This is a genomic window from Massilia genomosp. 1 (assembly GCF_011682185.1).
In the GTDB taxonomy this organism is placed as follows: Bacteria; Pseudomonadota; Gammaproteobacteria; order Burkholderiales; family Burkholderiaceae_D; genus Telluria_A; species Telluria_A rubra.
Genome location: NZ_WHJF01000093.1, coordinates 21,523 through 27,554, shown reverse-complemented (window position 1 = coordinate 27,554; position 6,032 = coordinate 21,523). Strand labels below are relative to the sequence as shown.

The window sequence follows — 6,032 nt, the reverse complement described above, 5'->3', positions numbered from 1 at the left end:
GTTCCCCAGCGGGCTTGATGCACACATCGCGAAATAGTCAAGCTACCCCGTCCCGGGCACGGCGGGGAATTTAACAAAAACCGCGTGCAAAGCCCAAATTTACGCGCTTTTCAAAGCCCGTTCACACGGTTCGCGAACACTGATCTTTCCGAATCCCACCTCTGCTGGAACGACTTCACCGATGTAGATTTTACCAAGGCGATTCTGGCGGGCAGCGATCTGAGGTCTTCGCTTTATGCGCAAGTGAATTTTGCCGGTGCAGATCTCTCGAAGGCCGATTTGAGATTGTCGTCGTTTGAGAGCTGTGATTTTAGAGCCGCCGCAATGGATGGGACTGTCCTGACATTCGAACAAGGAAAAGCGCTCGTGCTCTCAGACGAACAGCGGGCTGTAATTGCCTGGACAAGTGACTGTGGGGAAGAGCCGAGCGGGGGGTAAAGAAGTGCGCAAGACCGGCAGTCCAGCCTGTTTGATGGCGCATGTCGGCCAACAGCGGACGGTCAGATAACCCGAGCTTACAGTATAGTAAAATAGTTCGATACCTTAGGTTGGATACACCGCTTTCGCAGGCTGCGCATCCGACACGAACGACGAGCAGACATTCATCAGGCGTTCCTTTCGCTTGCCTGCTCGCTCATCTGTTGGCGGTATGTTGAACGGTTTTGTCAGGCGCTCGTAGTCTATTCCCCGGCGCCGACCTGCCAGGCGCCATCCTGGTAGACCAGTTCATCGTCCAGGTACACGGCCTCGGTCACGGCAAAGATGTCGACGTGATAGCGCGCATCCTTGCGCTTGAAGCCGGGCTTCTGGTAGACGCCGTGCTTGGCCCCCAGCGACAGGTGGATGCCGCACATGCGCTCATAGGTGCCGATGTCGTTGACGCGGCGCTCGCGGGTAAAGGCGCGGTTCATGCCGAAGCCGAGTTCGCGCAGCCAGACTTCGCCTTCCTCGAGCCGGATGATCTCCAGCACCCTTTCGAATTCCGGCGTGGCGCCTTCCGTGCCGACCACGCGGCCACGTTCGACGATCAGCGTGATTGGCGTGTCGGGGCGGTTGACCATGTACGAGGTGTCGCCGAAGACGTGGATGCGCACGCGCCCGTTGACCGCTTCCAGGTCCTGCGCTTCGGTGAACACTTCGCCGATCGGGAACTGGCCGCCGACGTTGTTCATGCCGCTGTAGTCGCCCACATTCAGTTTGGCCGGTTCGAAGGGCGAAGCAAACACCAGCGTTTCGCCGCCGCTGTGTACCGCGCCCGAGGATGCCGCGTCGATGCGGCGCTTGAGCGCCTTGCCCACACCGCGGTAATAGGCGCTGTCGTAGGCCAGCGATTCGATGTAATGCTCGCCCTGCGCGCCCGGCATGCGCGACAGATGCACGTGCTCGATCACTTTCAGCCCCAGTTTGAACAGCTCGACCCGGATGCGGAACGCTTCGAGGCGGAAGTTGGTCGACTGGATCAGCAGCACCAGGTCGTGCGCGGCCATGCCCTTGAAGGCGGCCAGCACCTCCTCGGGGGCGACGCTGTCGAAGTCGATGAAGACGGCGTCGGGCAGGTTGCGGCGGTAGCCTTCGGTCAGCGCGCGCGCCAGGTCGGAGCGGCAGTCGTATACCACCAGGGCGCGCTGCGCCGGGCTGTGTTCGACGACGGTGGCGAGCACCTCGCGCAGGTGGGCGGCGGCGGCGTCGACGGCGTGCGCGGGAATTTCGCCCCAGGGGGCGGCGTTCAGGTCAGGGGAGGTCATGGTGCGGTGCAAGGTCTTCGATGGCGTCCATTATACGTGCCCTGTTTTGCTCGGGAGCCACACTTCCTTGTCGAAGCAATAATGCTTCGTGTAATTAATTGCGATGAACCAAGGGGCATGTGTTAACGTCAGGTAAAACTACACGGCGCAACGCCGGGCCCAACCATTTGACCACCCAAGGAGATCAAGATGAAGTCATTGTTCAAGCACCTGATGTGCGCGCTGTTGGCCCTCACCCTGGCCTGCGCCGCCAGCGCGCAGGACGCGCCCAAGCGCGGCACGGCCGACGAAGCGGTGGCGATGGTCAAGAAGGCCGGCGCCTACCTCAACGAAAATGGCCGCGACAAGGCGATCGCCGCCTTCAACGATCCCAAGGGAGAGTTCATCAAGGGTGACTTGTACGTCTTCATGTTCACCTTCGACGGCACCGCCCTCGCGCACGGCCAGAATGCCAAGATGGTCGGCAAGAACCTGATCGACCTGAAGGCCGGCGAGGTGTTTCCGATCCGTGAATTCATCAAGATCGCCAAAAGCCCCGCGGGGACCGGCTGGTTCGGCTACAAGTGGCCCAATTCGATCACCAAGGCCATGGAAGAGAAAAATACCTATATCGAGCGCAATGGCGATGTGCTCATTGGCGTGGGTACCTATAAATAGCGTTCCCGTCCGGGCATCCCGCCGCGCCCCTTGACATGCCGTGGAACGGTACCCGGTAAATAAACCGCGTGTGCAATCTGTTTGCGCTATGATTTGAAGAGCAACACTGGCCCGCATCGACGGGCCGCGACTCTTATACATATATGGCGGCAAGCGACATGGCACACCGATGGGAAACGCCCGGCAGCGTATGGCTGGAAGACGAACACACGGCGCAGTTTGAACTGGCGTCGAGCGAGGGACTTGGCCGCATCGAGCGCCAGGCGCAGTCGCGCGGGCGGCTCCCCGATATCGCGCACCTGCTGGGCGCTTCGCTGCCGCTGTCGTGCGACTGCTCGCCCATCTATCCCGAAGGTTTCGCCTTCTGCCCCACCTGCGGCGCGCCGCTCGAGCAACTGTCCGGACGCGCCAAGACGCCGCCCGACTGGTGGGGGCCCTGGCTTGACCATCTGCTGCCGCGCCATGTGCCGCATGGCCTGAACGTGACCGCGCTGGCGCTGGGCGAGAACCTGGAAGAACGCCCGGCCGCGCCGGCCCCCGGCCGCCCCGACCTCAACATGCCGGCCCCGCCCAACGCGCACTGCGTGTTCGCGGCCGGCGCCTTCGGTTTTCCCACCCAGCGCCTGATCGCGCTGGCCCACGCCCGCAACGTGCTGCAGTACTGGGACCCGCTCGGCCAGGCCTGGCACATCATGGCGCCCGAAGACAACGGTTCCGACCTGACCTTCAGCGTCCCGGCCGCGTCCTACGCCTGGCTGCCGGCAAGCGATCCGCGGCGCGGCGAAGTGGCGCTGGTGCCGACCGACCGTGGCCTGCGCCGCCTGTTCATCAATCCGGTCAGCGAGACCTATCGCACCGAAACCGTGTTCGACGGCCTGCTCGCCAGCGCCCCGGGCGCCATGCGCCGCCACGTGGCCTGCCTGGTCCACGGCGAGGCCGGCACGCTCCTGTGGAGCGTACACAGCGACATGAGTCATGAAACCGTCTACGCCTGCGAGGCACCGGCCGGCCAATGGGCGCGCCCGGTCGGCTACGACGGCAAGCTGTTCTGGCTGCACGCCCAGGGCCAGCTGGTATGGCAGCCGGGCGCGCCGCCGCAATGGATCGCGTGGCCGGCCGGCTGGTCGCCGCGCCTGCAGTTCGGCGGCCCCACCCAGAGCCGCGACGGCCGCCTGTGGCTGATCGGCCATGACGGCCAGGCCTATTCTTTCCTGGAACTGGGCAAGCCGGCCGGCCAGCGCGAAGCGTTGAGCGGCGCGCGCCTCGGTTTCGCCAGCCTGCTGTTCCGGCGCGGCCACGCGGTGGTGGACGAACCGTGGGGCCTGGAGCACGTCGAAGATCCGCACGACGACGACGCCATGGTGCTGCCGCTGCTGCGCGGCTTCAATAACAACCGCAGCCAGCCCAGTGGCCTGGTGCTGCGCTTTCACCAGTACACCGGCATGGCCGAAGACGCGCTGGCCGGACGCATCATCCCGCGCACCACGTTCGAATGGATCGGCAAGCGCAACGTCATCCTCGACGATATCGCGCGCCTGGCGCATCCGCTCGAGTGCGTGCCCTTCGTGTACGACAACTGCCTGTGGCTGCACCATCCCGACTGGAACCAGGTGCGCGGCTGGCGCCTGGACGCATTGCCGTGACCGGCGCGCTGTCGCGCTGCGCGTGCATTCCCGCCAGCGTTGTCCTGCTGTGCGCGAGCGTTCCCGCATTGGCCGCCTCGCACGTGTTCCTGATCCAGAATTCCGGCTGGATGGAGCCGTTTTATACCGACCCGGCCTCGCCCTTCAAGCCGCTGGTGGCCGAGATCATCATGGCCGCCACCGCTCCGGGCGACCCGATGGTGCTGGCCGCCTTCAACCAGGGCCTGCCCGGCGCGCCGTCGCCCAGGGCGCTGCTCTCGCTCAAGGTCGACCCGGTGCCGACGCGGCGCGAGGTAGTCAAGGCGCTGGCCGCGCTCGAGGTCGCGCACAAGCCGGGCGGCACTGCGCTGGCCGACACCGACCTCAATGAAGCCGTCGGTTCGGCCATCGGCACGGCGCTCGGCGGCAAGCCGGGCCTGGTGTGGCTGGTCACGAACAACCGCAACAGCCCGAACAACGACCAGGCCACGGCGCTGCGCAACCGCGATTTTTACCAGTTGATTCACCGTGGCGACGCGATCAGCAAGGCGCTCGCGTTCCCGCTGCAAATGCCGGTACGCGGCGCGCAGTACCGCGCCAATGGACTGATGGTGTACGTGTTCGCGGTGGGCGCGCAGGGCGCGCGCGAGCTCGATGCGCTGCTGCTGTCGGGCCGCCTGCAACGCGTCATCACCGAACCGGCCGCGCGCCTGAAACCGCTCGACCGCGACACGCTGCGCCTGGTGCCGCGCAAGGTCAGCGATGCGCCGGGCGTGGCGTTTTCGATGGCGCCCGGCGGCGTGCTGCACGCCGACGTGGATGCCGGCACGCGCGCGCCGGCCGCAAAAATCGAGTGGAACCTGGAAAACACCATCTACCCGTACACCATCGCCAGCGCCGCCCTCGGTGCGCGCTCGGTGCTGGGCGGCGAAAACCGCGCCATCGAACTGGCCAGCACCCAGGTCAGCAAGCTGGCACCGGGCAAGAGCGCGCCGCTGGCGTCGACCATGCAGCTGCCGGTGACGCAACTGCCGGGCACGTGGTCGCTCAAGGCCGTCACCTCGGCCGGCTCGGCCTACGTGCTGCCGGGGCGGATCGAACTGCAACTGAGCGACCAGCGGCTGGAGCTGTCGCAGGATTTCCGCCAGCGCATGGCCACCTTGTTCCCGGGCGATCCGCTGCCGGATATCTTTACGCCGCCGGCGCAGATCAAGGGCTCGAGCGTCGCGCTGCCGATCGAGGTGCGGGTCCATTACGGCGTCGGCCCGCTGGTCGCCGCCATTGGCGCGGCGCTGGCGCTGCTGGGCGCCGCGGCCGCCGCCATGCTGGCCATGGCGCGCCCGCGCAAGGCCTACGTGACGGTGGAGGATGAACTGCGCACCATGCAGGCGCGCGCCGGCACCGTGCAGCCGATTTACGACAAGGCGGGCAACAAGGTGGCGCAACTGAAAACCACGCTGTTCGGCCATCAACTGACCGACCTGCGCGAAGGCGCGCAGGTACGCTTGGGCCGCTAAACTTTTACTCTATCAGGACGATCTTCATGCAAAATCCCCAGGCTCCCGCAAGTACACCTGCCGATCCCGGCTTCAAGCTTCCCGGCGACAGCAGCGCGCCTGCCGGCAAGGAGGCCGACGGCGCCTTGAGCACGCAGGCGCCGATCGAAGTGGCGCCGGTGCTCGGCGCGCCCGCAACCGATACGGCCTCGCGCGACCTGGCCATCGGCGGCGCCGTGTTCCTGGTGCTGCTGATCGTGTACTTTTTCGTGCGTAACGCGTATGTGCATCACCTGGTGGTCAAGCGCGTGGCGCCGTCGACTGCCGGCAGCGCCGGCTGGCTGCTGTTCGTCGGCCTGTCGTTCGTGAGCGCGGCGGCGGTGCTGGCGCTCATCAACGCGAGTAAATTCCTGACGCTGGCGATCAGCGCGCCGCTGGTGGGGATTGGCCTGGTCGCCCTCGGCGCGGCCCTGTTCGTGGGCCGGCGCTGATCCGCCCCCGCCGCCGACGAC

6 protein-coding genes and 1 pseudogene are annotated in these 6,032 nt (G+C 65.7%); 6 read left to right on the top strand and 1 reads right to left on the bottom strand.

The features are described 5' to 3' along the window. The first annotated feature begins 84 nt into the window (after positions 1-84). The gene (locus tag F1735_RS37515) at positions 85-438 is read left to right on the top strand and encodes a pentapeptide repeat-containing protein (protein WP_167239627.1); all 354 of its coding nucleotides are present in this window, start codon (positions 85-87) and stop codon (positions 436-438) included. A 102-nt stretch (positions 439-540) separates the two neighbouring features. Then, positions 541-720: pseudogene (locus F1735_RS38300) on the top strand (hypothetical protein); the annotation flags it as partial. On the opposite strand, the gene F1735_RS25960 reads toward F1735_RS38300, so the two are convergent. Next, positions 681-1,745 carry a hypothetical protein gene (locus F1735_RS25960; protein ID WP_167239626.1) on the bottom strand — a complete coding sequence of 355 codons (1,065 nt, stop codon included), beginning with the start codon at positions 1,743-1,745 and terminating at the stop codon, positions 681-683. The pseudogene F1735_RS38300 and the gene F1735_RS25960 sit on opposite strands and share 40 nt — an antisense overlap. Positions 1,746-1,934: 189 nt before the next feature. Here F1735_RS25960 and F1735_RS25955 point away from each other — a divergent pair, with 189 nt between their 5' ends. From F1735_RS25955 to F1735_RS25940, 4 genes are all read left to right on the top strand, one after another. Next, a complete protein-coding gene (locus F1735_RS25955; protein ID WP_167239625.1) occupies positions 1,935-2,402 on the top strand; it encodes a cache domain-containing protein in 468 nt (155 codons plus the stop codon). A 158-nt stretch (positions 2,403-2,560) separates the two neighbouring features. Then, positions 2,561-4,045 (top strand): hypothetical protein, encoded by a 1,485-nt coding sequence (locus tag F1735_RS25950; protein WP_167239624.1) that lies wholly within the window; start codon positions 2,561-2,563, stop codon positions 4,043-4,045. Beyond that, the gene (locus F1735_RS25945) at positions 4,042-5,541 is read left to right on the top strand and encodes a hypothetical protein (RefSeq protein WP_373888582.1); all 1,500 of its coding nucleotides are present in this window, start codon (positions 4,042-4,044) and stop codon (positions 5,539-5,541) included. The genes F1735_RS25950 and F1735_RS25945 overlap by 4 nt, the downstream gene beginning before the upstream one ends. Before the next feature lie 26 nt (positions 5,542-5,567). Beyond that, complete coding sequence (locus F1735_RS25940) at positions 5,568-6,011, top strand: hypothetical protein (protein ID WP_167239623.1); 444 nt, start codon at positions 5,568-5,570, stop codon at positions 6,009-6,011. The last annotated feature ends 21 nt before the right edge of the window (positions 6,012-6,032 follow it).

Excerpts from the sequence above, each read along its gene's own strand:
- F1735_RS25960 (WP_167239626.1), bottom strand. The coding sequence starts at position 1,745 with ATGACCTCCCCTGACCTGAACGCCGCCCCCTGGGGCGAAATTCCCGCG.
- F1735_RS25940 (WP_167239623.1), top strand. The coding sequence starts at position 5,568 with ATGCAAAATCCCCAGGCTCCCGCAAGTACACCTGCCGATCCCGGCTTC.
- F1735_RS25950 (WP_167239624.1), top strand. The coding sequence starts at position 2,561 with ATGGCACACCGATGGGAAACGCCCGGCAGCGTATGGCTGGAAGACGAA.
- F1735_RS25955 (WP_167239625.1), top strand. The coding sequence starts at position 1,935 with ATGAAGTCATTGTTCAAGCACCTGATGTGCGCGCTGTTGGCCCTCACC.